22 protein-coding genes, 2 tRNA genes and 1 riboswitch are annotated in these 25,611 nt (G+C 74.2%); of the genes, 8 read left to right on the top strand and 16 right to left on the bottom strand.

The window, feature by feature from the left end:
- Positions 1–3: 3 nt before the first annotated feature.
- The 4 genes from I598_RS15680 to I598_RS15665 all read right to left on the bottom strand — a co-directional run bounded on the left by I598_RS15680 (position 4) and on the right by I598_RS15665 (position 4,018).
- Positions 4–1,599, bottom strand: a complete 1,596-nt coding sequence (locus I598_RS15680; RefSeq protein ID WP_068203998.1) for a hypothetical protein — start codon at positions 1,597–1,599, stop codon at positions 4–6.
- Between the two features lie 44 nt (positions 1,600–1,643).
- Positions 1,644–2,762, bottom strand: coding sequence for a diguanylate cyclase domain-containing protein (locus tag I598_RS15675; RefSeq protein ID WP_157557268.1), 1,119 nt, complete (start codon positions 2,760–2,762; stop codon positions 1,644–1,646).
- Between the two features lie 129 nt (positions 2,763–2,891).
- On the bottom strand, positions 2,892–3,611 hold the full coding sequence (locus I598_RS15670) for a hypothetical protein (protein ID WP_068203994.1): 720 nt from the start codon (positions 3,609–3,611) through the stop codon (positions 2,892–2,894).
- An 11-nt stretch (positions 3,612–3,622) separates the two neighbouring features.
- Positions 3,623–3,738: riboswitch (SAM riboswitch) on the bottom strand.
- A gap of 91 nt (positions 3,739–3,829) precedes the next feature.
- On the bottom strand, positions 3,830–4,018 hold the full coding sequence (locus I598_RS15665) for a hypothetical protein (protein WP_068203993.1): 189 nt from the start codon (positions 4,016–4,018) through the stop codon (positions 3,830–3,832).
- Between the two features lie 183 nt (positions 4,019–4,201).
- Between I598_RS15665 and I598_RS15660 the strand changes: the two genes are divergently transcribed.
- Together I598_RS15660 and I598_RS15655 are read left to right on the top strand one after the other, a co-directional pair.
- On the top strand, positions 4,202–4,807 hold the full coding sequence (locus I598_RS15660; RefSeq protein WP_068203991.1) for a DUF1349 domain-containing protein: 606 nt from the start codon (positions 4,202–4,204) through the stop codon (positions 4,805–4,807).
- A 277-nt stretch (positions 4,808–5,084) separates the two neighbouring features.
- Entirely contained in the window at positions 5,085–5,513 is a 429-nt protein-coding gene (locus I598_RS15655; RefSeq protein WP_068203985.1) for a hypothetical protein, read from the top strand.
- 101 nt (positions 5,514–5,614) lie between these two features.
- On the opposite strand, the gene I598_RS15650 is transcribed toward I598_RS15655, so the two are convergent.
- The 3 genes from I598_RS15650 to I598_RS15640 form a co-directional block, all read right to left on the bottom strand.
- Positions 5,615–5,687 (bottom strand) — tRNA-Ala (locus I598_RS15650).
- Between the two features lie 83 nt (positions 5,688–5,770).
- The gene (locus tag I598_RS15645; RefSeq protein ID WP_068203983.1) at positions 5,771–6,817 is read right to left on the bottom strand and encodes a hypothetical protein; all 1,047 of its coding nucleotides are present in this window, start codon (positions 6,815–6,817) and stop codon (positions 5,771–5,773) included.
- Between the two features lie 79 nt (positions 6,818–6,896).
- Entirely contained in the window at positions 6,897–7,508 is a 612-nt protein-coding gene (locus I598_RS15640) for a GNAT family N-acetyltransferase (RefSeq protein ID WP_068203981.1), read from the bottom strand.
- An 80-nt stretch (positions 7,509–7,588) separates the two neighbouring features.
- Between I598_RS15640 and I598_RS15635 the strand changes: the two genes are divergently transcribed.
- Positions 7,589–8,245, top strand: a complete 657-nt coding sequence (locus I598_RS15635) for a 5-formyltetrahydrofolate cyclo-ligase (protein ID WP_083973396.1) — start codon at positions 7,589–7,591, stop codon at positions 8,243–8,245.
- Between the two features lie 76 nt (positions 8,246–8,321).
- Here I598_RS15635 and I598_RS15630 read toward each other — a convergent pair whose 3' ends face one another.
- A complete protein-coding gene (locus tag I598_RS15630) occupies positions 8,322–10,985 on the bottom strand; it encodes a penicillin acylase family protein (protein ID WP_335583267.1) in 2,664 nt (887 codons plus the stop codon).
- Between the two features lie 74 nt (positions 10,986–11,059).
- Here I598_RS15630 and I598_RS15625 point away from each other — a divergent pair, with 74 nt between their 5' ends.
- From I598_RS15625 to mscL, 3 genes are all read left to right on the top strand, one after another.
- Positions 11,060–11,377, top strand: a complete 318-nt coding sequence (locus I598_RS15625; RefSeq protein WP_068203979.1) for an FmdB family zinc ribbon protein — start codon at positions 11,060–11,062, stop codon at positions 11,375–11,377.
- 93 nt (positions 11,378–11,470) lie between these two features.
- A complete protein-coding gene (locus I598_RS15620) occupies positions 11,471–12,109 on the top strand; it encodes an SAF domain-containing protein (RefSeq protein ID WP_068203977.1) in 639 nt (212 codons plus the stop codon).
- Positions 12,110–12,215: 106 nt separating this feature from the next.
- Positions 12,216–12,614 carry a large conductance mechanosensitive channel protein MscL gene (mscL, locus tag I598_RS15615; RefSeq protein ID WP_068203976.1) on the top strand — a complete coding sequence of 133 codons (399 nt, stop codon included), beginning with the start codon at positions 12,216–12,218 and terminating at the stop codon, positions 12,612–12,614.
- 169 nt (positions 12,615–12,783) lie between these two features.
- On the opposite strand, the gene I598_RS15610 is transcribed toward mscL, so the two are convergent.
- Entirely contained in the window at positions 12,784–12,990 is a 207-nt protein-coding gene (locus I598_RS15610) for a hypothetical protein (RefSeq protein WP_068203974.1), read from the bottom strand.
- Positions 12,991–13,113: 123 nt separating this feature from the next.
- Positions 13,114–17,313, bottom strand: coding sequence for a hypothetical protein (locus I598_RS15605; RefSeq protein WP_232314190.1), 4,200 nt, complete (start codon positions 17,311–17,313; stop codon positions 13,114–13,116).
- A 255-nt stretch (positions 17,314–17,568) separates the two neighbouring features.
- On the opposite strand from I598_RS15605, the gene I598_RS15600 reads away from it, so the two are divergent.
- Positions 17,569–18,813 carry an MFS transporter gene (locus I598_RS15600; protein ID WP_068205356.1) on the top strand — a complete coding sequence of 415 codons (1,245 nt, stop codon included), beginning with the start codon at positions 17,569–17,571 and terminating at the stop codon, positions 18,811–18,813.
- A gap of 4 nt (positions 18,814–18,817) precedes the next feature.
- On the opposite strand, the gene I598_RS15595 is transcribed toward I598_RS15600, so the two are convergent.
- The 6 genes from I598_RS15595 to I598_RS15565 form a co-directional block, all read right to left on the bottom strand.
- Positions 18,818–19,696 (bottom strand): metal ABC transporter permease, encoded by an 879-nt coding sequence (locus tag I598_RS15595; RefSeq protein ID WP_068203971.1) that lies wholly within the window; start codon positions 19,694–19,696, stop codon positions 18,818–18,820.
- The gene (locus I598_RS15590; RefSeq protein ID WP_068203970.1) at positions 19,693–20,448 is read right to left on the bottom strand and encodes a metal ABC transporter ATP-binding protein; all 756 of its coding nucleotides are present in this window, start codon (positions 20,446–20,448) and stop codon (positions 19,693–19,695) included. The genes I598_RS15595 and I598_RS15590 overlap by 4 nt, the downstream gene beginning before the upstream one ends.
- The gene (locus I598_RS15585) at positions 20,445–21,383 is read right to left on the bottom strand and encodes a metal ABC transporter substrate-binding protein (protein WP_083973395.1); all 939 of its coding nucleotides are present in this window, start codon (positions 21,381–21,383) and stop codon (positions 20,445–20,447) included. The genes I598_RS15590 and I598_RS15585 overlap by 4 nt, the downstream gene beginning before the upstream one ends.
- 180 nt (positions 21,384–21,563) lie before the next feature.
- Positions 21,564–22,604, bottom strand: coding sequence for a Fic family protein (locus tag I598_RS15580; protein WP_198155706.1), 1,041 nt, complete (start codon positions 22,602–22,604; stop codon positions 21,564–21,566).
- A 252-nt stretch (positions 22,605–22,856) separates the two neighbouring features.
- A tRNA-Arg gene (locus I598_RS15570) sits at positions 22,857–22,929 on the bottom strand.
- Between the two features lie 105 nt (positions 22,930–23,034).
- The gene (locus I598_RS15565; protein WP_068203966.1) at positions 23,035–24,267 is read right to left on the bottom strand and encodes an ROK family transcriptional regulator; all 1,233 of its coding nucleotides are present in this window, start codon (positions 24,265–24,267) and stop codon (positions 23,035–23,037) included.
- Between the two features lie 94 nt (positions 24,268–24,361).
- On the opposite strand from I598_RS15565, the gene xylA reads away from it, so the two are divergent.
- Positions 24,362–25,522 (top strand): xylose isomerase, encoded by a 1,161-nt coding sequence (gene xylA / locus I598_RS15560; RefSeq protein WP_068203965.1) that lies wholly within the window; start codon positions 24,362–24,364, stop codon positions 25,520–25,522.
- Positions 25,523–25,611 lie beyond the last annotated feature (89 nt).

Raw genomic sequence — 25,611 nt, 5'->3', positions numbered from 1 at the left:
TGGTCAGGACGCGGCGACGAGCGTCGGCGCCGGGTCCGTGGGGACGAGCTCGGGGTCGAGCGTGCCGGGCACGGTCGGTCCGGACCATCCGAGGTGGACCCCTGCGGGGGCGTCGTACGTCACCTGGTCCCAGACCCAGCCGGTGGTGACGGCGGCGCCGGTGCGGTCGGCGACGAGCACGACCTCCACGGCGTCGGTCGCGGCGGCCACGTCGGCGAGGCGCGACCGGTCGACGACCGAGTCGGGCCGGGTCTGGTGGACGGCCACCAGCGCCGGGGGCAGCCCGCTATTCGTTACCACTCCTTCAATATAGGTGACGAGCGCCTCGACCTCGGCCGCGTCCACCTGCCCGGGCGGGTTGGTCCCGTCCGACGGCCGGTCCTCCGGCTGGATCGCGACCCCCACCCCGCCGAGGGTCAGCAGCCCCTCCCAGGCCCGGACCGCCTCCGCCGGAGAGCCTGCCCCGAGCGGCACCTCGAGCAGGACGTACAGGCCGTCCGCCCGCGCCCGGGAGATCATCGCCTCGAGCGCCGCCGACCGCTCGGCGTCGACGTCGGACTCGTCGCTCCGGCCCACGCGCACGACGAGCGTCGGCACGACCGGCTCGTCGGCCGGGTGCTCGGCGGCCGCCGCCTGCGCGCGCGCGACCACGTCGGCGGGCTCGTCCCACCAGTCCGCGGACGTCGTCACGTAGCGGGCGGGCAGGAGGTCCTGCGTCCCCGTGGGCAGGCGCGTCCCGGCCTCGGCCGCGGCGACCCGCCACGCGAACTCGGCGGGCGTGCCGAACGTCGCCCCGATCCCCACCACGGCGAGGGCCTGCGCGTTGTCGACGGCCTCGATGACGCGCGACGACGACGCGATACGGCCGCCCGGCACGGGGACGTCCACCGCGCCGGCCGCCCGGAGGGTCGCGATCGCGGCCTCCTGCCCGGGCCGGGGGTCGGTGAGGGCGAGGACCTCGTCGAGGGTCGCCGCCGACGGTGAGGGGGCGTGCGCCGGGCCGGCCAGGGCGGCGTCGACGTCGGCTCGCAGCCGGGCGGCGTCGGTGGCGGACAGCTCGGTCGGGGGCTTGGCGTCCGCGCCGAGCGGGACCTCTGCCTCCAGCGGCACGACGGTCGCGCCGGCGAGGGCCGCAGCCTCCCGGACGTCCGCCCCGCCGTCGACCTCGGGCGACGGGGAGGCGGTCGGCGCGCCGAGGGCGGGCTCGTCGGGGGTGACGACGACGGCGACCTGGACGCCGAGCCGCCGCAGCTCGTCCGCAGCGCCGCGCGGGGACACCGTCTCGCCGACGAGCAGCGCGGGCGCACCCAGCGACTCGGCGGCCGCGGCCTGGATGGCGCGGACGGCGGCGTCGTCGGACCCGGGGGCGGCGAGGACGGCGACCGGGGACCGCTCGAACACCTGCTGGCTCGCGGTGAGGGCGAGCTCGGCGGGGTCCTCAGCGGACAGCAGCATCGTGTGGCCGTCGGGCTGCCGGACGACCGTGGCGACCGCCGGGTCACCGGTCGGGTTGGGGGCCTCCTGCGGACCGCACCCGCTCAGGGTGAGAGCGAGGACCAGCAGGGCGGGAAGGACGAATCGGACGTTCCGTGCACGCACACCACCCATCCTTGCGCATCGGGAGCGTCGGGTCGATGCCCTGGTCAGCGGGCCCGGCGGGACGGCAGGCTCGGAGCGCCGGCGGGCGGCCCCTCGACGCGCACGGAGTCGCTGAAGGACCGGTCGGCCTCCCGGGTCGGCGGCGCGGGCGGGGGTGGAGGCGGAGGCGGCGTCCCTGCCGGGCTCCTCTTCGCGACCTCCCCGGCCCCGGCCCGGACGGTCAGGTCGTCACCGGTGGCCAGTCGCGCCTCGGCCTCGCGGACGAGCCGCTCGGGGTCACCGGAACCCTCCGCGGACCACACCACGGACGAGCGCAGGTCCGGCCAGACCAGGGCGTCGAGGTGGGCGGGCGGCTCCATGACCCGGGCGAGCACGTACCGGCGCAGCTGGTCCGCGGACGCCGCCGCGTGCACGTCGTCCATGGGCGGCAGGATCGCGAGGACGGCGAACCGGTCCCCGTCGACGCGCCCGGCCTCGCAGCCGCGCGGCAGGTCGTCCCGCAACCGCGCGCCGAGCTCGGTGAGGACGGCGTCGCCCGTGGCCAGGCCGTGCCGCGCGTTGAGCCGCGACATGCCCGCGACGTCCAGCAGGACGACGACGACCCGCGTCCCGCCGCCACGCACGAGCTCGCAGCGCCGCCCCAGGGAGTGCCACGTGGCGGCCCGGGCGGGCAGCCGGGTCTGCGGGTCCACCGAGGACCGCTCCGCGAGCGCCGCCACGAGGGACCGCATGAGATCGGCCGTCCCCGCGCCCGCCCACGTCGGCCCGGCGACGAGGACGTCGTCGTAGCGGTGCTCCTCGGTGCGCTCCATGGCGCGCGTCGCGACGGCGGAGACGGCCTCGTCGGGACGCACGACCATCGGCTCCCAGTGGGTGACCGTCGCGACAGGCCGGCGCTCCAGGACGGCGCGCCCGTACCCGAGACGTCCGGTCAGCGCGGCGGCGAGACCGGCGCGCATCACCATGCCGACCCGGTCGGACTCCTCGTCCTCGACGACGACGCAGGTCACCTCGGGGTTGCGGAACATCACCTCGAGCTGCCCCACGGGCATGGAGGACCCGACGACGGTGAGGGGTTGCGCGAGGTCGGACACGACCCCGGCGAGCCGCACGCCGCCGCGGAGCTGCCGGTGCCGGGCCACCTGGCTGATCTCGTCATGCACGGCGTCAGTATGGTGACGCCGTTCCGGACATGTCGGGCGAAATCGGCATCCGCGGCGACTGTTCGGCGAGTGTTCACGGTCGTTCACCCGCGCGTCATCAGTCGTGGTCGGCAGGCGCCGGGCCACACGTCACCGGACCGGCCGCTCGGCCTCCACGACCTGCCGGACCGCGGTGAGGACGGCACGCGGGGCGGCGACGGCCTCGCGCGCCACCCGCTCCAGGTCCCTCCGGGCACGGCGGCGCCGGGCGTCCTTCTCCGCAGCACGCAGCGTGCGAGCCAGCGGGACGACGTCGGCGAGGACGACGGAGCGCGCGTCGTGACCGGCGGGGTCGAGCGCCGCCAGCCAGCGCGCGAACCGGGCGACGCGCGCCTCGGGCTCCGCGACGAGGACGTCGCGCCGACGCAGGTCGCCGACCAGGACGAGCTCGCGTGGCGGGCGCCCGGCCTCCTGCTCGACCAGCCGCACCAGGCCGTACGCACGCGCCTGCACGAAGACCCGCTCCAGCAGCGACCGCCGGTACCGGTGCGCCTCGCGGATCGGCTCCCAGTCCGGGTCGGACTCGTCGTGCAACCCGCCCCACCGCGCCGTGCCCCGCGGGAACCGCCCCGCCGTCGTCCCACCCGGCAACCTGGCCCGCCGGGCGACCTCGGTGTCGACCGCACGGCAGCCGTCGCACAGCGTCTGCGAGAGCCGGCCGATGCCGACGGGCCACGTCCCCACCAGGCAGGCGGTGCACAGGTGGTCGCCGGTCGTCGAGGCGATGCCGTGGCGTCGCAGTCTCGCGGTCTCGGCGGACGGCCGGACCGGCTCGACGAAGCCGTCGAGGTCGAGGGTGTAGTCGGACATCGAGAGTTCTCCCTTCGCTCTTCCCGCCACGGTCGTGGCGGGCCGGTCTTCCTCCTGGGGCACCGTGCGCGAGGGGCGCGGTTGCCGGACCAGCACGCGGAGGGCGTGTCGCTGGTCGCTCGTGACCTGGGGAGAATGTAGCCGATCGCTCCGACACACGCCGCCGGACGACGCGCCCGCGTCGGTGCGGGCCCGCGACGTCGACGACATCGGGTGGGTCAGGCGGCGTTCGCGTTCCCGTCCGCGTCGTCGTCGCGCTCCTGGGTGCCGGCCGACGGCGCGGCCTGCCGGTGGTGGAGCCCGTCCGCCTCGTCGAGGTCGGAGTACCGCGGGTGCGGGTCGTCCCCGACCAGCTTGCCGACGACGGCACGGAGGGCGCGGTGCAGAGAACGGGAAAGCGCTGACATCACTCCGAATGATGCCAGGGGCACCGGTTCGCGGCACGTCGAACCCGCTCGGCCGTCCGAGCCCTGAGTCGCTCATCAGGGCACGCCCACCCGACCGCCCGAGTCGTCCCTCGCGACGAGCCGATGGCATCCTGGCTGGCGGCCGGCCCACCAGCACCGACCCCTTCACTGCCGAGGAGTTCCATGTCCGCTCTCGCCGTCCCCCCGCTCCCCTTCACGCTCGTCCCGTCCCGGGTCCCGTGGAAGATCGTCGGCACCGACGGGGTCCGGGCCTCCGCGGAGCCGGGCACCGACATCTTCGTCCCGCCGTTCCCCGACCAGCCCGCCAAGCTCGACGCGGCCACCCTGCTGGGCGAGGCGCCACAGGGCGACTTCCAGCTCAGCGCGCGCGTCACCGTCGGGTTCCGGGCGACGTTCGACGCAGGGGTGCTGCTCGTCTGGCACGACGAGCAGCACTGGGCGAAGCTGTGCTTCGAGGCCGCGCCGAACGGCTCGCCGACGGTGGTGTCGGTGGTCAACCGCACGGTCTCCGACGACGCCAACGCCTTCACCGTCGTCGGCGCGACCGCCTGGCTGCGCATCAGCCGGGTCGACGGCATCTACCTGTTCCACGCCTCCCACGACGGGCGCACCTGGGACATGGTGCGCATCTTCGGGCTCGACTCGCACGGCTCGACACCACAGGTCGGGTTCGAGGTGCAGTCACCGACCGGCGACGGCTGCGAGGTCACCTTCGACGAGATCACCTTCGCACCGACGAGGCTGACCGATCCGCGCGACGGTTCCTGACGCCGCGCAGTGCGCGAACGCCGACGATACGATGGCGAAGTTCTGTGGACGACACGGCGTGCGGCACCGAACCACCTGGTCCGACCGGCCCGTTCTCGCCGGGGTCCCTCCCCGGCCACGATTGCCTCGCACTGGACCCGGCATCAGGAGCGTTCCCATGAGACGTAGTCACCGTTCCGCGCGTCACGTCCGCACTCCGCTGCCTGCAGTGGGTGCGGCACTCGTTCTGCTGGCAGTAGTTGCGCTTCCCACGTCGGCCCAGGCTGAAGAACCCTCCGTGGTGACCTGCACGGGCGAGGCGGACCAGCACTACTCCCCCGGCCTGACCCTGACGTCCCGGCCGACATCGGTCAGCAGCTCGTTCGAGTACGACTGCCTCGGTTCCGCCGAGGTGACCGCGGTGTCATCCGGGTTCGGCCCCATCACTGTGGAGGCAGGTTGCCTGCTGGGGGATCTCGGCGGCACCTCGAGCCTCACCTACCACTGGGACGACGACACCACGAGCACCTTCGAGAACACCTACATCGTCACCCGACCGCTCGGCCAGACGATCGTCAGCGCCACGGGAGAGATCACCTCCGGCAGGTTCGCCGGCAGCACAGCCCAGTCCCTGATCGTCTACATCGCGCCGGCGCTCACCGGCTGTCTCACCTCGAGCGGGGTGTCCAGCGTCGAGGGGATCGCGTCCTTCACGGTGCTCGGCTGAGCGGTGCCGAGTGCTCCAGCACCCGAGAGCGGGTGGCCGACGGGACCAGCCGCAGCAACGACGAAGGGCCGGGATCATGATGATCCCGGCCCTTCTCACGGTGGAGCTAGGGGGATTCGAACCCCCGACCTTCTCATTGCGAACGAGACGCGCTACCAACTGCGCCATAGCCCCGTGGAGCGGTTGCAAGATTAGCACCCCCGCCGGGCCTGGGACCAAATCGGCCCGGCGCGGCCCGGCGTGACGTGCGTCGCAGGTCAGCCCGCTGCGCGGCGGCGGGCGAGGATCTGCTCGAGCGGGAGGCCGAGGGTCTCGGTGCGAGGCCGGGGCTCGTCCCCCGCCAGGGACTCCTGAGCGGGCTCAGGGGCCACAGGCGCCGGACGCTGCTCCCGCGCCGCCGGGGCGGGTGCGGTGGGCCGCGAGAGCTCCGGTGGCAGCGGGACGGCGGGCCGGGGTGCGAGCGGCTTGGTGACGTAGGTGGGCAGCGGCACGGGCACGGGCTCCCACGGCTCGCCGCCGAGCGGCCGGGTGACCGCGACCGTGCCGAGGGGGATGCCGACCGGGTCGGGCTCCGTCTCGGGGGCGACGGGCTCCTCGGGGGCGACGGCGGGCGTGCTGCGCGACCGGCCCGCCGACGACGGGACGGTCGCCGCGGGCTGCACGCGGGGGATCATCTGCGTGCTGGTGTCCGAGGGGTGCACGGCGAGCCCGGTGATCCGCGCGCGGTTGCGCGGGGCGTAGGGGCCGCCGTGGGCGAGGGTGCGCTCCTGGGTGGCGCGCTGCCGCTGGGCACGACGCTCGGCCCGCCAGCGCGCGTCGGAGCGGCGTGCGGCGACGACGGCGACCCGTCCCAGGAGGAGGACGACGGCGAGCAGCACGGACGGCACGAGCGCGACGGGCCACATCAGGTACCCCAGCGCGACCACCGTCCACGCGGCGACGGTGAGCAGCACGAGCAGGGCGGTCAGGGTGAGGCGGCGGCGGGCGCGCGCGGCACGGCGCTCCAGCACCTCCAGCCGGGCCGTCCGTTCCCTCGACTGCTGGGCCACGCCCGGCACGCCGGACCCGGCGGTCACCCGCGGCACGGCACCGCTCGCCGGCGCGTCCGCACCACGTCCTGTCGTCATGCCGCGCCTCCTGTCCGTCCCGTCCGCCATCGTGAGCACCCGCAGGCCGCCGGAGAACCGGTCGTCCAGCCCGGCGTCGGCGAGCACCTGCCGGTTCCGCAGCTGCTGCGGCACCCAGAAGCCGAGCCACAGCACGACCAGCGCGAGGGCTGCGAGTCCTGCCGGTGACGTCTCCACACGATGAAGGTAGGCGAGCCGCGGGTGTCCAGGACGTACCGCGCGGCGGCGTGTCCAAGACCTGGACGCCGATCCGGGCTCAGAGCCCGTCGCGCACCTGCTGCCAGCGGGCCAGCAGCCCGCCGGGCACCTCCTCGGCGGTGAGCGCGAACGTGCGGTGGTCGCGCCAGTCGCCCTGGATGTGCAGGTACCGCTCGCGTACGCCCTCGTCGCGGAAGCCGAGCTTCTCGACGACGCGCAGGCTGGCCGCGTTCTCGGGCCGGATGTTGATCTCGACGCGGTGCAGGCCGACGATCGCGAAGCAGTAGTCGGTGGCCATGGCCACGGCGGTGGGGGTGATCCCGCGCCCGGCGTACTGCCGCCCCACCCAGTAGCCGATGCTGCCGGACCGCAGGGACCCGAGCTGGACGTTCGCGACGGTGAGCTGTCCGACGAGCTCGCCGTCGAGCTCGACGACGAACGGCAGCGCCGCGCCCGCGCGCGCCTGCGCGGACAGCAGCCGCACGTACTCGCCGAAGGTCGCGGACTCGGGGTTCTCGCCCGGCGACGTCGCCTCCCAGCGTTCCAGCCACGACACGTTCGCCGCGCGCAGACGCATCCAGGCGCCGCCGTCGCGGCGGCGCAGCGGACGCAGCACGACGGCGCCCGACGGCGTGTCCTCACGCAGCGTCGCCGGCCACGGCCTGGTCACCGCCCACCTCTTCGCGTCGTTCACCGCGCCCCCGTCCGCCCCTCCCCGGGGCCACGCCAGGACCCTGCCACAATGAGGGCATGCACGGCGACCCGAGGCACCCGACCGCCACCCAGCCGTACCCGATCGTGAGCGGGATGGAGACGGAGGACGCCAAGGACGAGCTGCGCCGCGCCATCCGGCACCTGCGCGAGACGCGTTCCCAGCGGCTGCGCGACCAGGCCGCACGGGCGTTCGCCGACGTCCTGGCCGACGTCCCCGCCGTGGCCGAGGCCGGTTGCGTCGCGACGTACGCGTCGAGACCCGCAGAGCCGGGCACCCGGCACCTGCTCGACCAGCTGATGGGACGCGGTGCCCGCGTGCTGCTCCCGGTGCTGGGCGCCGGGCTGGCGCGCGACTGGGCGGAGTACGCCGGACCGGAGGACCTCAGCGAGCGTGCGCCGGGTCGCCCGCCCGAGCCGGGCGGCCCCACGCTCGGCCCGGACGCCGTCACGCAGGCGGAGGTCGTCATCGTCCCCGCCCTCGCCGTCGACACGACCGGCGCCCGGCTCGGGCAGGGCGGCGGCTGGTACGACCGCACCCTCAAGCAGGCCCGACCGGGAACGACCGTCGTCGCGATGGTCTTCCCCGAGGAGTACTACGACGCCACGGAGCGTCCGCTGCCCGTCGCGGGCCACGACGTCGGCGTGCACGCGGTGGCGACGCCGGAGGGCTGGTGGCCGCTGCCGGCGGTCTGAGCAGCGGTGACCGGCCCCCACCGGCCGGCACGACGCCGACGGGCGCCCGGGTCCTCGACCCGGGCGCCCGTCGCGGTCACGGGGTGAGCGTGGTGGTGTCCTCGGCCGCCGCCCCGACGGCCTCGCGGCTGAAGGGCCACGCGAAGCTCTCCCCCGCCGCCCAGACGGGCAGCTGGTCGTCGTAGTGCGACGACGCCGGGTGCCCGGACGTCCCCGTGACCGTCACCCAGGTGGACGCGTCGAGGTCTCCGAGGTCGACGACCATGCGCATCGCCGGTCCGGTCGTCACGGCGAAGCTGCCCGACGACGCGTCCCACCCGGTCGCGTTGACGACGGACGTGCCGCCCGGCATCGGCACCGGGTCGGGGTTGACGTAGTCACGCACCAGCGCGGGCACGTCGTCGCCACCGAGCACGGGGTGCTGCAGGGCGAGCTGGTGCAGGGAGCCCCAGTTCCAGTCGGTGGGCTCCTTGGACATCTCGACGGTGAGGTCGCGGCGCGCGCTCGTCAGGGCGCGGGTGAGCACCTCGTCCCGGGTCTCGACGACGTTGAGGGTGGAGCGGTCGTCCCAGAAGGGGTCCTCGGGACGTTCCAGCATGTCGCTGATGACGACGAGCCAGCGGGAGCCGCCCGTGGGCTGCGCGCCCTCGGGCAGGTCGTCCCAGAAGGTCGTCGACAGCAGGTTGCGCCAGACGGCGTTGAAGTACGCGGCGGCGGCCGAGTCGGTCTCGGTGCGGTAGTCCCACCCCGCGAGGATCTCCTGACCGGCCCGGTCGTAGGCGTCCTCGACCTCGACGTCGAGCAGCACCGGCACGAGCACCGCCGCGAACGGCGACCAGTCGTCGGACTGGAAGTTCTCCATGTCCTCGACCGTGAACGGTCGGCCGGCGGCGATCTGCTCGGTCAGCAGCGTCCGCACCCGCTCGGAGCGGAAGCCGTGGTCCCAGTCCCGCGTGAGGTACGGACCGGTGCCGCCGGGCAGCACGGCCTGGTTCGCCGCGACCACGAAGCCGTCCTCGGGGTCGAGCGCACGCGGCATGTCCTCGGGGTCGACGTAGCCCTGCCAGTCGTAGCGCGGGTCCCAGCCGGGCCGCGGCCACGTGCCGTCGGAGGCGACGGGACCGGAGACGACGCCTCGCACGGGGATCTTGCCGGGCGCCTGGTAGCCGATGTGGCCGTCGGTCGTGGCGAACACGATGTTCATCGCGGGGACCTCGAACAGCTCGGCCGCCGCCTGGATGTCCTGGGCGTCGGCGGCGGTCGCCATCGCGAACACGGCGTCCGCCGTCCGGCCCGGCTCCAGGGCGGTCCAGGCCAGGGACACGGCGTACTCGCCGAAGTCCGTCCCGGCCTCCGTCGGGGAGTCGACGACGGCACCGACGTCCATCACGGACGACAACACCGGACCGTGGTCCGTCGACCGCACCTCCAGCTCGATCGGGTCGGCCCCGTTGACGCGGATCGTCTCGGTGCGCAGCTCGAGGTCGGCCCACTCCTCCGCCTCGGCGTCCCGCAGCCAGGTGTCGCCACGGACGCGTTCCACGAAGAAGTCGGTCACGTCGGCGCCCATGTTCGTCAGGCCCCACGCGAGGTCGGCGTTGTGGCCGATGACGACGCCGGGGAAGCCGGAGAACGAGAAGCCAGCCACGTCGAACGGGCACGAGTCGTCGACCTGCTCGCAGTGCAGGCCCACCTGGTACCAGACGCCCGGCGCGCCGAGCGCCATGTGCGGGTCGTTCGCGAGGATCGGCGACCCGGACTCGGTGTGCTCGCCGGAGACCACCCACGAGTTCGACCCAGCGCCGTCGCCGCGGCCCACGAGCACCGGCACGGCGGCGAGCACGTCGGCGGTCGCCTGCACGGCGTCGTCCACCGACGCGGTGCCGAGCGCGGTCCCGGTCGTGGTGGCGTCGGTGTCGGCCGAACCCGCGGCGCGCACCGTCTGGTTGACGTCCCGCTTGCGCAGGATCGGCGTGTTCCCGCCGTCCGAGAAGCCGGGGTAGAGCTCCTCGACGAGCTCGACGTCCTCCAGCGTGCTGTACGCCAGCGCACGGCCGAGCTCGTCGTCGTAGTTGCCGCGCATGTCCCACGCCATCGCCTTGAGCCAGGCGAGCGAGTCCACCGGGTCCCACGGGGCGGGGTCGGCGACGTCGACGCGCGTGCCGAGCACCGTGTACTCGACCGCGAGGTCGTCGGGGGCCCGGTCCGCCAGGTAGGCGTTCACCCCGCGCGCGTACGCCTGCAGGTAGGAGCGGGTCTCCGGGGAGACGAGGTTCCACTCCTCCTCGGCGACCCGGCGCCAGCCGAGGGTGCGCACCACCTGGTCGGCCTCGATCGCGGCGGGGACGTCACCCACCAGCTCGGCGAGACGCCCGGCGGTCACGTGCCGGCGGTAGTCCATCTCGAAGAACCGGTCCTGGGCGTGCAGGTAGCCCTGCGCGGCGAAGAGGTCCTCGGACGTGGACGCGTAGACCTGCGGCACGCCCTGCGCGTCGCGCTCGACGGTGACCTCGGCGCTCAGCCCCGCGAGCTGCTGCGTCTCCGCGTGGTCGGGCAGCGGCTTGCGCACGGTGACGACCCCGAACGTCACGGTCGCGACCAGCGCGAGCGCGACGAGGACGGCCAGACCGGCGACGGCGCGGCGCAACCGGGAGCGCGGCGCGGGCGCACCGTCGTCCTCCACGGTGTCGTCGACGTCGGGCGTCTCGTCGGGCTCGTTCGCTGCGGGGGTCGCTGACACGCAGGCGAGACTACCGCCCGCGTATGATTAGCAGTCGCATGATCTGAGTGCCAGCCCTTCGAGGAGAGATTCCCGTGCCCACCTACGCCTACCGGTGCGCCGACTGCGGCCACGCCTTCGACATCCATCAGGCGTTCACCGACGACGCGCTCACCGTCTGCCCGGAGTGCGCGGGCCGCCTGCGCAAGCAGTTCGGCTCGGTCGGCGTGACGTTCAAGGGTTCCGGCTTCTACCGCACCGACTCCCGTTCCGGGTCGTCGTCGACGGTCGGGTCGTCGGGCTCGAAGTCCGGGTCGTCGGACGCCTCGTCATCCGGCGGTTCCACGTCCGGGGGGTCGTCGACCGGCGGTTCCTCCGGCTCGTCGGGTTCCTCGAAGGCCGCCGCGTCCTGATTCCGGGGCGTCGGGCCGTCCACAGCCCGACGCCGTCCCCCGGTGGCGCTCGAGCGCACCGGGCGTGCCCGCGCGCCGTCCTAACGTGCCCGCATGTCCCGACCCACCCGCGAGCGCCTGCTCCGCCGCCTGCACCTGCTGGCCTGGCGCGGCCGCTTCGTCGTCGCCGCGCTGTGCTGCGGCCTCGCCGCCACCACCGCCGTGCAGGCGTTGCGGCCGCCGCCCCCGCCGACCGCCGACGTCGTCGTCACCCGCCGTGCCGTCCCCGCCGGGACCGAGCTGCGCGCCGCGGACCTGACCACCGTCGTCGTCGACGCCCGGCTCGCGCACACCCTGACGACCGACACCGCCGACGTCGTCGGACGGTCCTCCCCCGTGCGGCTGCCCGCCGGGACGCCGCTGCACCCCGACCTCGTCACCGGCGGCGGGCTCGGCGGCCAGGCGCCCCGTGGCACCGTCGTCGTCGCCGTGGGCCTCGTGGAGTCCTCGTGGCTCGCCCCCGGCGACCGCGTCGACCTCCTCGCCGCGGACGACCGCGGCCGCACCCTCGCCCGGCGCGCCCTCGTGCTCCCCGGACCCGTGGCCGGTGCGGAGGCCGCCGGCGGGCTGCTGGGCGGCGTCGCGGCCGACGGCGGCGAGCACGTCACGCTGGTCGCCGTCGACCCGGACGAGGCGGCCGCCGTCTCGGGCGCGTCCGGCTGGGGAGCCGTCGTCGCCGTGCTCGTCCCCTGACCGGGACGCTGTTGCATCCCCTGCGCACGCCCCGAAGAATCGGTGCCGCCGGGACAGCCCCGGCAGGGCCGCCCGGCCCGGGAGGAGGAGCACCACCGTGAGAAACATGCTCGACGGGTTCAAGACGTTCATCATGCGCGGCAACGTCATCGACCTCGCCGTCGCCGTCGTCATCGGCGCGGCCTTCGCTACGGTGGTGAGCGCCCTGACCGAGGGGATTCTCTTCCCACTGATCGCCGCCATCTTCGGCGAGCCGGACCTCACGAAGGTCTGGGCTTTCAAGATCAACGGGGCTGATTTCAGCATCGGCCTGTTCCTGGACGCCGTCCTGAACTTCCTCCTCGTGGCGGCGGCCCTGTACTTCTGCATCGTGTTCCCGATGAACAAGCTCGCCGAGCGTCGCGCCCGCGGCAAGGAGCCGGAGCCCGCCCCGGTGCCCGAGCCGAACGTCGTGCTGCTCGCCGAGATCCGCGACCTGCTCGCCGAGCAGAACCGCCGCGCCTGACCCTCGTCACCACGACTCGTCGCGCGACGTCACGTGACACGGTTCGGCGCGTGGAGGTCCGGCGCGCGGTCGTCGAACGGGAAGCGCAGGTCGCGCAGCGACCGTGAGCGCGACCGCGCGCCGGACCTCCACGCGCCGAACCACCACACGCCGAACCACCAGCCGGACCTCACCAGTGCGGCGGCACGTCCTGCTGCAGTCGGTCGTCGTTGGACCCGTGCCCGCCGGCCTCGTCGGGCGTGACGCCCCAGACGGTCTGCGCCTCGGTCCCCCGCCGCACGACACGCCGCGAGCCACGCCTGCGCCGCGCCGCCGTGTTCTCCGGCTCGGTGCCGGCAGGCGTCTGCACGGGCTCCCGGTCCTGCTGCTCGCTCACCGCCCCATTGTCCCTCACCCCCCGCACCGGCCGACGATGCCGAGGTAGTACCGCAGGTCGTGAGGTCGTACCCCGGGGGTACGACCTCACGACCTGCGGTACTACCTCGCGGCGGGACGAGGGTCAGTCGGCGGCGGGGTCGGGGGGCGTCCCGGCCGACGCGTCGGGCATGGGGTCCAGCTCGCCCTCGTCGGGCAGGACGGGCACGACGACCTCCGGCGGGACGGGGACGCCGCCGGTGGTGCCGACGCGCTCGTCGCGGACCTGCTGGACGAGGCGGCGCACACGGTCGGCCTCGCCGTCGGGGTCGAGGAACACGGCGGCGGACCACACCTGGGTGACGGTCCAGCCGAGGCGTTCGAGCCGTTGGGCGAGCTGGCGGTCGCGGACCCGCACCGATGGTTCGGCGACGTAGGCGGCGTCGTCGGTGAGCACCGCCACGAGCATCTCGCCGGGCAGGTCGGGGTGCCCGACGACGAGGGGCACGTGGTCCCCGTCGCCGGTGCCGTAGTCGGTCTCGACGAGGTAGCCGAGCTTCCACAGGCGTTCGCCGAGGTCGGTGACGAGCCGGTCGGGCACCCGGCCGACGTCGACGCCGTTGCCGAGCTCGACCTGGTCGGCACGGCCGGACCGCTGCTCGGCGAGCTCGAGGAGCTCGCGCAGCAGGCGGGGGCCGCCGCCGCGCAGGCGGTCGACGTCGAGGGCCTGCGCGTCGAAGCAGGACACGACGTGCAGGCGGCGCCGGGTGGCGCCGACGGCGCCGAGCAGCATGGCCTCGCCGCCGTCGGAGCCGAGCACGCCGAAGCGGTGCAGCACGCGTCCGTGGGGCGTGCGACCGAACCCGACGGACAGCAGGATCGTGTCGCGCTGGAGCCCGGCCACGCCGGTGATGTCGGCGACGACGACCGGTTCGGCGCGGCGTCCGGAGAAGAAAGGCGCGAGGGCCGGGTTGGCGCGCACCTCGGCGAGCAGCGCCTCGCGGATGCGGTCTGCGTGCGCGGCGGTGACGGTGACGATGCCGAGGGTCTCCTCGGGGCGGGTCAGGGCGTGCTCGATCGACACCTCGATGACGCGCTCCACCTCGGCGCGGGTGCTCTCCACGGCGCCGGACACCGGGTCGGGCATGCCGCTGCCGTCGACGACGTCGAGCTGCACGAGCACCTCGGAGCGCGGCACGGGCGCGGGGCGCAGCAGGCCGTCGTAGCCGTGCCGGGCCAGCAGCCGGGTCAGCTCGGGGTCGCGGTTGTTCTCCCGCGGCTGGAGCGCGACGCGCGGGAGGACGTCGGCGAGCTCGACGACGCTGCTCCCGGACGCTGCTCGCGGGTCGCCGACGACGACGACCTGGCGGCCGCGCGCGATGGCGGGGAGCACGACCTCGGTGGGCACGTGCTGCACGGCGTCGAGGACGACGAGGTCGACGGTGCGGTGCGCAGGCAGCAGGTGCGGCACCAGGGTCGGGGTGGCCAGGACGACGGGCCGCAGCCGCCGGGCGACGTCCCCGTAGGACTCGAGGAGGTCGCGCAGCGACGTCATGCGGCCCTCGATGAGCTCGGCGAACATCGCCTCGGCGCCCTCGCGGTCCTCCCGCATCGCGGTGCCCAGGTGGGCGCGCGCCGCGACGCGGACCGGCGCGGACAGGGACTCCAGGTGCCGGGCGTCCAGGGCGCGGAACCGTCGGGCGAGGGCGTCGAGGCCCGCGCCGTCCTGCTCGGCGAGCACCGGCTGCTCGGCGAGGATCTGCTCGAACACGCTCGACCACCAGGCGAGGTCCAGCTCGGCGGCGACCAGCTCGGCGGCGACCCGTCGCGTGGTGAGGTCGTCGACGAGGGCGCCGACGCCCGCGTCCCGGGCGCGACGCAGCAGCGCCGTCCGCTCGGGCAGGGTCTCCAGCGACTCCGGGTCGCCCGCGAGCTGGTGCAGCCGCTCGGACAGCGCGTCGAGGTCGAGGTCGAGCAGCCGGGCGCCGTGCGTGGTCGGGGCGAGCACGGGCTCCAGGCCGTCGAGGTCGTGGCGGACCGCCTCGAAGGTGTCCTCGATGGTCGCCAGCCCCTCGGGCAGGGTCGGCCAGCCGCCGCGCGAGGAGTGCTCGGCCCACACGTCGCGCTGCGCGGACACGTCGGTGAGCGCCGCGTGGAGGTCGGGCACGCGCACCCCGGGACGCACCATGTCCTTCGCCCGCTTGCGCAGCCGACGTCGCGTGAACCAGCCCATCTCGACGTCGTGCTCCCGGCGCCAGGCGCGCGACGCCGTCGCCTGGACGAGGTCGGTCGCCGTCCGCTCGAACACCATCGGGTGGAACACGTCGAGCGTGCTGCGCATCCCGGCGAGCATGGTGAGCTGCTCGCCCCACCGGCGCATCGTCGTCGGCGCCTCGAGGCCCGTCACCTCGCCGGTGTACGCGATCTGCCGGCGCAGCTGCGGGAGCGTCGCCTCCTTGAGGCGCCGGACGCGGGCGAGGGCGTCGCGCGCCTCGTCCATCGTCAGCAGGTGCGCGCCGAACCAGGGGGTCGCGCTCGGCCGCAGCGTGAAGGCGCCCAGCGTGGCGGCGCGCTCCAGGTCGGCGGCGAGCGTCCGGCGCCGGTCGCCGTCCAGGGCGAGCGTCACCTCGGACGTCAGCCGGACCGTCGTCGCCGGCGCCGGCCGCTCCGACGTGAGCCGCGCCAGCTCCTGGAGCGCGTCGTAGGCGGACACGCCCCACGGGGCCCGCCGCAGGTGCAGGGCGTCGATGTAGCCGGCGAGCTGGGCGCGCGCCCCGATGAGGGCGTCGCGCACCGCGGCCGGTCCCGCGACGTCCAGCGTCTCCGGCTCCGTCGCCATCGCGCCGAGGAGCCGGCCCGTCATGTCCTCGCGCCAGGTCGGCCGGGGCGTCACGTCGAGCGACAGCCCCTCCAGGCCGAGCTCGTCCAGCCGCTGCGCCAGCTTGTCCGCCGCGCGCCGGTGACCCGTCACGTACAGGACCGACCGGCCCGCCGCCGCGGCCTCCGCGACCACCGCAGCGACCGTCCCCGCGACGTCCGCCCCGACGGGGGCGTCGACGAACACGTGCTGGCCGCCCGCGAGGACGTCGACGACGTGCCGCTGGTCCGGGTCGAGGTCGCCGACGCCGCGCTCGCGCGCCGGGTCGGCGTCCCCCCGCCGCGGCGCGGGCAGCTCGGCGGCGGCCACCTTCGCCAGCGAGGCGTCCACGCCCGCGAGCGCGGCGACCAGCTCGTGCCGTCCCAGTGACGGCGTCAGCTCGTCGAGGTCGTCGACGAGGGCCTGCCCGGGGTGCACGAACGTCCCGACGAGCACCCGCTGGTCGGTGCGGAGGTCGTCGAGGTGCTGGCGGGCGATCTGCGCGACCCGGTGCAGCACGTCGTCCGGGTCGAAGCCGGCCGCCGTGAAGGTGGCGTCCGCGAGCGCCGTCGCGTCGAGGTCGGCGCCGCGGGCGCGCAGGGCCCGCACGAGCAGCGGGTTGAGCTCGGCGGTGGGCTCCAGGGTGAGCTCGTAGTCGGTCTCCCCCTCGCCGCGCGGCGTGAGGGTGACGGGGCGCAGCAGGATCGGGGCGTGGATGGTGCGGGTGCCGACGACCTCGTCGTCGGTGGGCGGTGCGGTGCGGCGCGCGCGGGTCTCCTGGCGGGCGACGCTGACGATCGGGATGGACGTCGTGACCGCGGGGGCGTCGCTCTCGGGCTGCCCGGTGCCGACCGGGTCCGCCGGGGAGGCGGCGCTGTGGGCGGTGGCCGACGTCGCGCTGGCCGCCGGGGCGGAGGCCGCGGAGGCGGCGCTGGCGGTGGTCGCGGAGGAGGCGACCTCGGCGAGCGCGGTGAGGTCGTGGCGGCGGTCGGTGGCGGGTTCGCCGGCCGCGTCGAGGTGCTCGGTCCAGGTGGCGACGCCGATGGCGAGGTAGGTGGGCGAGATGCCGTAGCGGGCGGCGTGCTCGGCGGCCCGGACGACGACGGTGCGGGCGCGACGGCGGGCGGTCGGGAAGACGGCCGGCTCGCGCACGAGGTTGGACAGGCGGGTGGCGCGCCCGGCGAACAGCCCGGCGACGCCGGACGGGTGGGCGGTGGAGAGGTCGACGACGGCCTCCCCGAGGAGCCCGACGTCGGCGAGGCTGGAGCCGCCGACCATGTCGACGAGCCCGGAGCGCCACGTGCGGATCGCGTCGGCGAGCGGGGTGGGAGCAGGCGCGGGCTCGGCGGGGCGCTCAGGTGCGGGGTGCGCGGCGTCGCGAGCCTGGCCGTCCGGGGCGGCCTGCTCGGGGCCGTCGGGGACGGCCGGTGGTTCGGCCGGCGTCTCGGGGACGGCGGCAGCGGCGGAGGATCGGCGCAGCACTCTCACGTTGGCACGGTAGACCGCGGGCGGGGCCGGTCCGGGCGGGGCACGCCGATGCCGGACGATCCTGGGGCAGTCGCGGGCGGCGGCGCTCGCGACAACCGGGGAGTGGGGACAGCGCGCATCGCGCAGGGGGCGGGCGATGCGCGCTGCCATGCGGAAGTCTGCCGGGTGCCGTGGACCACGTCAACAGTTCGCGGCGATGTGCTTCGAGCGCATCGTCGCAGGTCCCCGCACATATCCGCTTCGATGCTCCGGGCGATGACCTACCCTCTCCCGGTGCGCACCCTCCTGGAGAAGATCGCCCCGGCACGCCTCGGGCGCGACTTCCGCCACCTGCTCGCGTCGAGCTGGACGAGCAACGTCGGGGACGGCATCGCGCTGGCGGCGGGTCCGCTCCTCGTCGCCTCGCTGACGGACTCCGCCGCACTGGTCGCGCTCGCGGCCCTGCTCCCCCGGCTGCCGTGGCTCGTCTTCGGTCTCTGGGCAGGGGCGATGGCCGACCGGTGGGACCGTCGTCGGCTCGTCATGTGGTCGAACGCGCTGCGCGCCGTCGTCGTCGCGGTGCTGGTCGCGGCGATCACCACCGGGTGGGTCGACATCACGGTGGTGCTGGTGGCGCTGCTGCTGATGGGGGTCGCGGAGGTCTTCGCGGACTCGGCCGCGCAGACGCTCCTGCCGATGCTCGTCGCCCGGCGCGACCTCGGGCTGGGCAACGCCCGCCTCCAGGCCGGGTTCCTCACCGCCAACCAGCTCGCGGGCCCGCCGATCGGCGCGGCCCTGTTCGCCGTCGGGTCGGCCTGGCCGTTCGCCGTGCAGCTCGTGTGCGGCGTGCTCGCCGTCGTCCAGATCAGCCGCCTGCAGCTGCCTCCCGTCGAGCGGGACGAGCTGCCCACGCACGTGCGACGGGACATCGCCGACGGCCTGCGCTGGCTCTGGCGGAACCCGCCCGTGCGCACCCTCGCCCTGGTCATCTTCACGTTCAACCTGACGTGGGCCGCGCCGTGGGCCGTGCTCGTCCTGTACTCCACCGACCACCTCGGCATGGGGCCGGTGGGCTACGGCCTGCTCACGACGGCGGCCGGCGTCGGCGGGCTCGTCGCGACGGTCCTCTACGGTCGGCTCGAACGCCGGTACTCGCTGGCCCTCCTCATGAAGGTGTCCCTGACGCTGGAGGTCCTGTTCCACCTGGGCCTCGCGCTGACCACGACCGGCTGGGTGGCGATGGCACTGATGTTCGTGTTCGGCCTGTACGGGTTCGTGTGGGGCACCGTGTCGAAGACGGTGCGGCAGCGGGCCGTGCCGACCGAGCTGCAGGGACGCGTCGGGTCCGTCTACATGGTGGGCGTGTTCGGCGGGATCGTCGTGGGCAACGCCCTCGGCGGCCTCCTCGCCGAGCTCTGGGGCGTCACGGCGCCGTTCTGGTTCGCGTTCGCGGGGGCCGGCCTCACCCTCGCGCTGGTGTGGCGCCAGCTCGACCACATCGCGCACGCCGAGGCCGACTGACCCGTCACCGCGCCGGCTCGGCCTCGACCGGCGTCGGTCGAGGGGGCCGGCGCAGCCGTCCGACGAGCCCGTGCCGGGGCGCGAGCAGATACACGAGGCCGAAGACGACGCCCTGCACCACGACCACCAGACCGCCGGTCGCGGCGTCCAGCCAGTACGACAGGTAGATCCCCACCACCGAGCACGCCGCCGACACGACGGGCGCGACGACCAGCATCCGCCCGAACCGGTCCGTCAGCAGGTACGCCGTCGCGCCGGGGATGATGAGCATTGCCACGACGAGGACGACGCCCACGACCTGCAGCGCCACCACCGACGTCAGCGCCAGCAGGCCGAGCAGCAGCGCGCCGAGGAACCGCGGGGACAGACCGATCGCGAACGCGTGCAGCGGGTCGAAGGCGTAGAGGGTGAGGTCGCGCCGTTTGAGGACGAGCACGGCCAGCGCCACCGCGGCCAGCACCGACACCTGCACCAGGTCCTGCGTCGAGACCCCCAGCACGTTGCCGAAGATGATGTGGCCCAGGTCCGTCTGGCTGGGCGTCACCGACACCAGCACCAGCCCCGCCGCGAACAGCGTGGTGAACACGATGCCGATCGCGGCGTCCTCCTTGACCCGGCTCGTGTCCCGGATGGCACCGATGAGCGCGACGGCCAGGAACCCGAACAGCAGCGCCCCCAGCGCGAACGGCGCGCCGACGACGTACGCGAGCACCACGCCCGGCAGCACCGCGTGCGACACGGCGTCCCCCATGAGCGACCAGCCGATCAGCACCAGCCAGCACGACAGCAGCGCGCACACCACCGCCGCGACGACGGTGGTCACCAGCGCCCGCACCATGAAGTCGTACTGCAGCGGTTCGAGCAGCAGGTCGAGGGGGCTCACGACGCCGCCCCCGTCGTCGGGCCACCGACCGGACCGAGGTCGAGGCCGAACGCCGCCGCGAGGCGGTGCGGCACGAGCGCGTCGGCGACCGGCCCGTGGAACAGCACCCGGTGCAGCAGCAGCACCGCCTCGTCGGCGAGGTCCGGCAGGGCGTGCAGGTCGTGGGTGGACACGAGCACGGTGCGCCCGTCGGCGGCGAGCTCGCGCAGCAGGCCGACGATCGTCGCCTCGGACCGCTTGTCGACGCCGGCGAAGGGCTCGTCGAGCAGCAGCACGCGCGCGTCCTGCGCGATCCCGCGGGCGACGAACGCCCGCTTCTTCTGCCCCCCGGACAGCTGCCCGATCTGCCGCCCGGCGTACGCGCCGAGGCCCACCCGGTCGAGGGCCTCGTCGACGGCGGCACGGTCGGCCGGGCGGGCACGCCGCGTGAACCCCTGGTGCCCGTACCGGCCCGTCATGACGACGTCGTGCACCGACAGCGGGAACGACCAGTCGACGTCCTCGCTCTGCGGCACGTAGCCGACGACGCCGCGCCGCCGGGCGGTCGCCGGGTCGACGCCGTCGACCCGCACCGTCCCCCGCTCGGGACGCACGACGCCGGTGATCGCCTTGAACAGCGTCGACTTGCCGGAACCGTTCATGCCGACGAGCCCGGTCACCCGCCCCGCGGGGACCGTGAGCGTCACGCCGTCGAGGGCCACGACGTCGCGGTAGCGGACCGCGACGTCCGTCACCTCGATGCCGGCGCTCATGCGTCCGCCCCGGTCAGGCCCGCGACGATCGTCGCGGCGTCGTACCGCACGAGGTCGAGGTAGGTGGGCACGGGACCGTCGGCCGCGGACAGCGAGTCGACGTAGAGCGTGCCACCGAACCGCGCCCCCGTGGCCTCCACCACCTGCTGCATGGCGCTGTCGGAGACCGTCGACTCGCAGAACACGGCCGGGACCTCGTCCGCCTCGACCGCCTCGATGACGGCGGCGATCTGCTGCGGCGTCGCCTGCTGCTCGGCGTTGACCGCCCACAGGTAGTGCTCGGTGAGCCCGACGTCGCGGGCCAGGTAGGAGAACGCGCCCTCGCACGTCACCAGGGCGCGCTCGTTGTCCGGGAGGGTCTCGACCGCCGCGACGAGGTCGTCGTGGACGTCCTGGAGCTCGGCGCGGTACGCCTCGCCGTTGGCGGCGAAGTCCGCGGCGTGCGCAGGGTCGAGCTCGCTGAACGCGTCGACCATCGTGTCGACGTACACCTGGACGTTCAGCGGGCTCATCCAGGCGTGCGGGTTCGGCTTGCCGGCGTAGGCGTCCTCGGTGATGTCGACGACCTCCACCCCCTCGGAGACGACGACGTGCGGCACGTCGACCGACTCGACGAACTGCGCGAACCACGCCTCCAGCCCCAGCCCGTTGTCGAGGATGAGGTCGGCGTCCGTCGCCTTGGCGATGTCGCGCGGCGTGGGTTCGTAGCCGTGGATCTCCGCGCCCGCCTTGGTGATCGACTCGACGCGCAGGTGCTCGCCGGCGACGTTCTCGGCGACGTCCGCCAGCACGGTGAACGTGGTCAGGACGACGGGGCGGTCGTCGTCGCCGCCCGGCGCCTCCGGGCCGGCGCAGGCCGCCAGGAGCAGCGCCCCCGCGGCGGCCGTGCCGAGCAGACCTGTCGCGCGCCGTCGCGCACCGGATGTGTGTCGCACCCCGAACCTCTATTTTCGCACGTCCGAACTTTTGCCGAGCGTACTCCCGCAACACAAGGTGGTGCCAGGTGGCACGGTGGCGCTGTCACGGTGTCGTTCGCTCGCCACCGTCAGGACGGTTCGGTCGACGCAGCTTTGTCGTACTGGCTCTCGGCAGATCGCAACACGACAAGACGAGCGTCAGACGCCGCGCTTGTGCTTCGAGGCGAGGTACTCGTCGACCCACGCCCTGCTCGAGAGCCACTGACCGCTCTCGGTCCGCTGGGCCTTGAGTCGTCCACGCTGCACTGCCGCGCGCAGAGCCACCACGGTCAGGCCCTGGGAGGCCAGCGACGCCAGCGGCACCAGGCGCGCCGGACCAGCCAGGGCGGGGACCACGAAGCGCAGCACGTTGTCCAGCACGGCCCGCGCGATCTGCTCGCCCAGCGGCCCGAAGTTGCCGCCGTCGGCCTGACGCAACGCGCGCAGATACTTGGGCCGCTCACGGTTCTGGATGATGGCTGGGGCGTAGCCGAGGCGGCACAGCACGAGGTTCAGCAGCAGTCGACCCGTGCGCCCGTTGCCGTCGATGAACGGGTGCACCTGCTCGAACCCGACGTGGATCGCGGCGGCGGCCTCCATCGCGTGCACGTCGGACTCGCGGATGGCGTTCACCCTGTCGAGCCAGTCGCGCAGCCTGGGTTCGACCAGCGCCCACGACGGCGGCTGCATGCCGCCCGGGAACGGGTGGATGTCGTGCTCACGGAAGCTGCCCGGCCCTTCGTTCGGGCCTGCATCGGGGTGCGGCGCGACATCCCAGACAGGGGTCATCGCCATCTGGTGCAGGCGCCGGACCTCGGTGAGGGTGAGCAGCTCGGTGCCGACCTCGTGCACAGGGTCCAACGCATGGCCGTAGACCCACGTGGCAGCGTCGGCATAGCCGCGGACCTCCATGTAGTCCTTGAGCTCCTTGTTACCGACGGCCAGGCCGTCGTGCAGCAGTTGCTCAACCTCCTTGAGCACCAAGGTGTTGCCCTCGATCGCCGTGCTGTTGTGCGTGTCGTGCACCCACAGCTCGTCCCAGATGGCTCGCGCCTCAGCGGGCGCGGGCAGTCCGCCGAGTCGCCGGTTCACGTCGGCGAGCGTGTCGTCGAGCTGGGCGTAGATCGCTTCGCGCGTCTTGCGTCCGGGCCCGCCGCGTCGCCCGCTCGGGAGATCCTCAGACTTGTCGCGCTCAGCCACATCTCATAGTGACACGACCAACTAGGGTTTGTCGCACCTGGCGAAGGAGAAACGCAACACGACAAACCCTTGGTCGCCGACGACCGACAGTGCTCCCCCGTGGACAGGCCCGCTCGGCCGCGAGGCAGGCGCCGCCTGGATCGTCAAGGGTTCGTCGCGCCACCCGAGCTCGGGCTGGTCGGACCCGCCGCGCACGGGCATGGGTGACCCACGTGACCTGGCGGCGTGCCGGGCGCGCATCTCACAACGCTGTGCGCCTGAAAGGATTCGAACCTTCGACACCCGCTTTAGGAGAGCGGTGCTCTATCCCCTGAGCTACAGGCGCTGGGACCGGCGCTGTGCTGCCGCCGACCGGTCCGGCGGGCGGGGCGCCCGACGGACGGTGCCAGGGTACCCGGTACCGCGACGCGCGCTCGACCCCGGCCCCCGGTCAGACCCACGACGCCGGGTCGGCGACGACGTCCCGCAGCACCTCACGGGCCCCGCCGGTGAGGGCGGCGAACTTCCCGGCGCCCGCGGCGCGGACGTCCGGCGCGGCGAACGGAGCGGCGAGCACCCGCTCGGTGAGACCGGCGTCCACCTCGGCGGCGAGCCACGGCAGCAGTTCGGTGTAGACGCCGCCGAGGACCACGGTGGACACCCCGGTGAGGTTGACGAAGTCGGCGAGCGCGGACCCGAGCGCCTGCCCGGCGCGGACGACGGCGGCGCGCGCGACGTCGTCGTCGCCCTGCAGGCGGGTCACCAGGTCACCGACCGCGGCGTCGGACGCGAGGCCCGCCGCGCGCAGCACCGCCTCCTTGCCCGCGTATTGCTCGAGGCAGCCGTGGGCGCCGCACGTGCAGCGGGGCCCGGCGGGGTCGACGACGACGTGCCCGACCTCGCCGTTCCAGCCACGCTCGGCGAGGAACAGCGCCCGGTCGACGACGATCGCCGCACCGATGCCGACGTCGCCGGAGACGTAGAGGAAGGAGTCGGGGACGTCGCCGGCGAGCTCGGCGAGCGCGGCGAGCTTGGCCTCGTTCGCGACGCGGACGGGCAGGTCGAGGCCGAGGTGCGGCACGGGGTCCAGCGACGACCAGCCGAGGTTGGGGGCGACCTCGAGCTCGCCGGTGCGGGCGTCGACGAGGCCGGGCAGCGCGAGCCGTGCTCCGGCGACGCGCATCCCCTCGGCCTCGACGCGCGCGACGGCGTCGGCGGCGAGCGCCCCGAGGCTCCCGAGGGTGCGCCCCGGGTCGGCGTCGTGGAACGCACCCCGTTCGACGCGCTCCGCCACGACGTCCCCCGCGAGGTCGAGGACGCGCACGCCGAGGTAGTCGACGTTCACCTCGAGGCCCAGGCCGACGACGGTGCGCGGCGCGGGCACGAGGGGCACGGCGGGGCGGCCGGCGCGCTGGGCGGGGGCGGGGGCGAGCTCGGCGACGAGGCGGGCGGCGACGAGCCGGTCGACGAGGGTCGAGACGGTGGCGCGGGTGAGTCCGGTGGCGGCGGCGACGTCGGCGCGCGACGGTGGGGTGGTGGCCGCTCCGGAGGCGGCGGCGTCGTAGACGGCGCGAGCCACGAGGCGCAGGTTGCGTTCGCGCAGCGTGTGCTGGCGCGACGCCGCACCGCTCGTGTCCGCGGGCGCGGGCGAGGTGCTGGGCGTCGTCGTCGGCTCGGCGGTCACGCCTTGACTCTAGCCGAGCGACGGGTAATAGTTCAGCCGTACAACAAACGCCGTGGCCGCTGCCGCCCCGGCACCGACTCGACGAGGAGACCCCGTGAGCGACATCAAGTACTCGTTCGGCCTGTGGACCGTCGGCTGGCCCGCCAACGACCCGTTCGGCACCGCCACCCGCCCGGCGCTCGACCCCGCCGAGTCCATCCACAAGCTCGCCGAGCTCGGCGCGTGGGGCTTCACGTACCACGACAACGACGTGTTCGAGTTCGGCGCCACCGAGGCCGAGCGCCAGGCCGGCATCGACGCGGTCAAGAAGGCCTCCCAGGAGTCCGGCCTCGTCTGCGAGATGGTCACCACCAACACGTTCTCGCACCCGATCTTCAAGGACGGCGCGTTCACGTCGAACAACCGCGACGTGCGCCGCTTCGGCCTGAAGAAGGTCCTGCGCAGCGTCGACAACGCCGCCGAGATGGGCGCCTCCACGTTCGTCATGTGGGGCGGCCGCGAGGGCACCGAGTACGACAACTCGAAGGACCTGCACGCCGCGCACGCCCGCTACGCCGAGGGCATCGACACCGTCGCCGCCTACATCAAGGACAAGGGCTACGACCTGCGCATCGGCCTCGAGCCGAAGCCGAACGAGCCCCGCGGCGACATCTTCCTGCCGACCATCGGCCACGCCATCGCCCTGATCAACACCCTCGACAACGGCGACATCGTGGGCCTCAACCCGGAGACGGGCCACGAGCAGATGGCGGGCCTCAACTACACGCACGGCCTCGCGCTCGCGCTGTACTGCGGCAAGCTGTTCCACATCGACCTCAACGGTCAGCACGGCCCGCGCTACGACCAGGACCTCGTGTTCGGCCACGGCGACCTGCTCAGCGCGTTCTTCACCGTCGACCTGCTGGAGAACGGCTTCCCGAACGGCGGCCCCCGCTACGAGGGCCCGCGCCACTTCGACTACAAGCCGTCGCGCACCGAGTACCTCGACGGCGTGTGGGAGTCCGCCAAGGCGAACATGGAGACCTACGACATGCTCGCCGCGAAGGCCAAGGCGTACCGCGAGGACGCCGAGGTCCAGGCCGCGTTCGAGCACGCCGGCATCGTCGAGCTCGCCGAGCCGACCCTCGGCGCCGACGAGTCCTTCGACGCCTTCCTCGCCGACCCGACGGTGGACATCGACGCCGACGCCGTCGCCGAGCGCGACTACGGCCTGGTGCGCCTGCACCAGCTCGCGCTCCGCCACCTCATCGGCTGAGGCGGAGGTGCAGCGGCTGGTGAGGGCTGAGGGCCGAGGGAGCGTCCGGAGCGAGCTTGCGAGCGCAGGACGATCCCGACCTCCGGCAA

Source organism: Isoptericola dokdonensis DS-3 (assembly GCF_001636295.1).
In the GTDB taxonomy this organism is placed as follows: Bacteria; Actinomycetota; Actinomycetes; order Actinomycetales; family Cellulomonadaceae; genus Isoptericola; species Isoptericola dokdonensis.
Note: the sequence above shows the minus strand (reverse complement) of the source record. Positions and strands in the feature narration are given on the sequence as shown.

Coding starts and splice junctions, on each gene's coding strand:
- I598_RS15670 (WP_068203994.1), bottom strand. CDS start 3,611: ATGTCCGACTACACCCTCGACCTCGACGGCTTCGTCGAGCCGGTCCGG.
- I598_RS15665 (WP_068203993.1), bottom strand. CDS start 4,018: ATGTCAGCGCTTTCCCGTTCTCTGCACCGCGCCCTCCGTGCCGTCGTC.
- I598_RS15660 (WP_068203991.1), top strand. CDS start 4,202: ATGTCCGCTCTCGCCGTCCCCCCGCTCCCCTTCACGCTCGTCCCGTCC.
- I598_RS15635 (WP_083973396.1), top strand. CDS start 7,589: ATGCACGGCGACCCGAGGCACCCGACCGCCACCCAGCCGTACCCGATC.
- I598_RS15620 (WP_068203977.1), top strand. CDS start 11,471: ATGTCCCGACCCACCCGCGAGCGCCTGCTCCGCCGCCTGCACCTGCTG.
- mscL (WP_068203976.1), top strand. CDS start 12,216: ATGCTCGACGGGTTCAAGACGTTCATCATGCGCGGCAACGTCATCGAC.
- I598_RS15600 (WP_068205356.1), top strand. CDS start 17,569: ATGACCTACCCTCTCCCGGTGCGCACCCTCCTGGAGAAGATCGCCCCG.
- I598_RS15590 (WP_068203970.1), bottom strand. CDS start 20,448: ATGAGCGCCGGCATCGAGGTGACGGACGTCGCGGTCCGCTACCGCGAC.